Origin of the sequence: Microbacterium sp., from assembly GCF_031178525.1 — a bacterium.
GTDB lineage: Bacteria > Actinomycetota > Actinomycetes > Actinomycetales > Microbacteriaceae > Microbacterium.
Map to the genome: position 1 here is coordinate 1 of NZ_JAPSJA010000298.1, position 2,842 is coordinate 2,842.

Sequence of the window (2,842 nt, forward strand, 5' to 3'; positions counted from 1 at the left end):
TGGGCGGGGGAGACGGGGGAGGACATCGCCCGCGATGCGGCCGCGGGAGACGGGACCGCCCGCGCGGCGATCGAGCGCTCGGCCGCGACCGTCGGCCTCGGCCTCGCGAACGCGTCCACGCTGCTCGACCTCGAGGTGATCGCGATCAGCGGCGGCTTCTCGCGCGTCGCCGAAGATTACGTCGATCTCGTCGCTTCGGCGCTGGCCCGCACGGCCGTGCTCCCGTATGCGCAGGCGACCCGCGTGGTCCGCAGCGCGCTCGGCGACGAGGGCCCTCTGGTGGGTGCCGCCGCCCTCGTGCTGCGCTGATCCCCCCTCGGCGCCGTCCGACTCGGACGTGCGTCCCCGCCGTCCGCTCCGCCGAAGCCGAAGCCGAAGCCGCTCCGCCGAAGCCGAAGCCGTGGCCCGCGACCGCGCGTCGCCGCTCCCGTCTGGGCTTGGGCGGCTCGCGGATGATATGACTGTGATCCCGCGGATGTCCGGGGGCACGGCGCGACGGAGGACGACGTGGCTGCATCGCTGACGGATCGGCTCACCGACGAGCTGCGCGTGCGCATCCTGACCGGGGCGCTCGAACCCGGCTCCCTCGTCGTCGAGCCCCGGCTCGCGGAGGAGTTCGGCGTGTCGAAGACGCCCGTGCGCGAAGCGCTCGGTCGGCTGGCGAGCGAGGGTCTCGTCGTGGTGCTCCCCAAGAAGGGCTACCTCGTGCGCAGGATGGCGCTGCGCGACGTCGACGAGGTGCTCACGCTGCGCGAGCTGCTCGAGCCCCATGCGGCGGCGGAGGCGGCGGTGCGCGTCACCGCCGAGCAGCTGGATGCTCTGCGCGGCATGGTTCGCGCGCAACGCGCCCGACCGGGGGACGACCCGCGCGAGGCCGTGAAGGAGGCGCGCGTCTTCCACGGGGCGATCGCCGTCGCGTCGGGCAACACGCGCCTCGCCGACGTGATCGCGGGTCCCCTCGACGAGACCGCGCGCGCGCAGCACGTCCTGACGGGCATCCGGCGCTACCTCACCGCGCGACAGGAGGTCGGCGAGCACGAGCGGATCGTCGACGCGCTCGAGTCCCGGTCCGCCGCAGCCGCCGCCGAGGCGATGCGGGCGCACCTCGCGTCGATCCGAGCGGCGATGCTGGGCGCGACGACGGACGGCGACGGGCCCGATTGACGCGCCGCCGCGCTGACGATCCGCAGCTCGGAGGCGGCGGCTACAGCAAGGCGGAGGTCCGCGGGCCGAGGCCGAGGTGGGAGGCGGTGCGCAGCTGCGCGGCGGTGTCGACGTCGCGGCGGACGGTGGAGTCCTCGGCGACCGGAAGCGGGCTGAAGCCGGATGCCGCGTGACGCGCGGCCGAATCGGCGCCGAACGCGGGCTCGAGCGTGGCACCGGGGCCGGCCGTGAGCAGCGTCGTGCCCGTGCCCTCCGCATCCGCGACGAACGCCCGCTCGTGCGCCGCCGCGAGCTCGAGGACCGCGTCGAGATCGGCCGGAGCCAGCGCCGGCAGATCGCCCAGCAGCGCGGCCCGCGGCAGGTCCGGGTCCGCCGCCGCGAGTCCCGCGACGATGGCGGGATTGAGCCCCTCGCCGGGGTCGGGCACCACCCGGACGGACGGCCTGACCGTCCCGCCGACGTCGCTCACGGCCTCGAGCGCCAGGTCTCCGTCCGAGGTGACGACCACCACGGCCGCCACATGCTCGGAACGGCATACCGCATCGAGCGTGTCGAGCGCGATCGCCGACGCCAGCGCGGCGCGCTCGGGATGCGCGAGGCGCGACTTGCCGGTCGATCCCTTGACCGGGATGACGACGGTCCAGCCGCGGCTCAACGGAACCGCTCGCGCAGGCGGGGCAGCACTTGCTCGCCGTACAGGCGCAGGAAGGCCTCCTGGTCGTGTCCAGGGTCGTGGAACACGAGGTGACGGAAGCCGAGCTCGACGTAGGTCGCGATGGCCTCGATGTGCTGGTCGACGTCGTCCGACACGATGAAGCGCGATGCGGCGCGCTCGATCGGCAGCTCCTCGGCGCGGCGCTGCATCTCGATCGGGTCGTGGATGCCGGTCTTCTCCTCGGGCGCCAGAGCCAGCGGCGCCCAGAACCGCGTGTTCTCCTTCGCCATGTCGAGGTCGGGACGGAACGAGACCTTCACCTCGATGAGGGTGTCGACATCGCCGGGGGAGCGGTGGCCCTTCTCGATGCCCTCCTCGAACGCGGGCAGGAGCTTGTCGGTGTAGAGCGACGGATCCTTGCCGCTGGTGGTGATCCAGCCGTCGGCCATGCGACCGGCCAGGCGTGTGGCGGCGGGGCCGGACGCGCCGATGTAGATGGGCACCGGCATCTCGGGGCGATCGTAGATCGTGGCGTTGCTCGTGGAGTAGTAGGTGCCGTCGAAGGTGACGCGCTCGCCGGTCCAGAGCTCGCGGATGAGCGTGATCGCCTCCTTCATGCGCTGGAAGCGCTCGGGCGACTCGGGCCACTCGAGACCGAGCGTGACCTCGTTGAGCGCCTCGCCCGTGCCGACGCCGAGGATCATCCGGCCCGGGTGCATCGCACCGAGCGTGCCGAACGCCTGCGCCACGACGCCGGGGTGATAGCGGAAGGTCGGCGTCAGCACCGAGGTGCCGAGCAGCACGCGCGAGGTGCGCTCGCCCACCGCGCCGAGCCACGGCAGCGCAGCGGGAGCGTGGCCGCCGTCATGCATCCAGGGCTGCATGTGATCGGACAGGAACACCGAGTCGAAGCCCATCTCCTCGGCGAGGACGGCATAGTCGAGCAGCTGTCGCGGTCCGAACTGCTCCGAGGACGCCTTGTAGCCGAAGCGCATCGGGATTGTCATGTCGTGCTCCTAGAAC

At 72.8% G+C, this 2,842-nt stretch carries 4 protein-coding genes; 2 read left to right on the forward strand and 2 right to left on the reverse strand.

Translation table 11 applies throughout. From position 1 onward, the window contains the following. On the forward strand, positions 1 to 309 hold a 309-nt coding region (locus RIF89_RS13430), incomplete at its 5' end, for an ROK family protein (RefSeq protein WP_309069596.1). 198 nt (positions 310 to 507) lie between these two features. Continuing rightward, on the forward strand, positions 508 to 1,164 hold the full coding sequence (locus tag RIF89_RS13435; RefSeq protein ID WP_309069597.1) for a GntR family transcriptional regulator: 657 nt from the start codon (positions 508 to 510) through the stop codon (positions 1,162 to 1,164). Between the two features lie 40 nt (positions 1,165 to 1,204). On the opposite strand, the gene cofC is transcribed toward RIF89_RS13435, so the two are convergent. Further along, positions 1,205 to 1,819: a 2-phospho-L-lactate guanylyltransferase gene (gene cofC / locus RIF89_RS13440; protein WP_309069598.1), complete on the reverse strand. Its 615-nt coding sequence runs from the start codon at positions 1,817 to 1,819 to the stop codon at positions 1,205 to 1,207. Then, entirely contained in the window at positions 1,816 to 2,826 is a 1,011-nt protein-coding gene (gene fgd, locus RIF89_RS13445) for a glucose-6-phosphate dehydrogenase (coenzyme-F420) (RefSeq protein ID WP_309069599.1), read from the reverse strand. The genes cofC and fgd overlap by 4 nt, the downstream gene beginning before the upstream one ends. Positions 2,827 to 2,842: the final 16 nt, after the last annotated feature.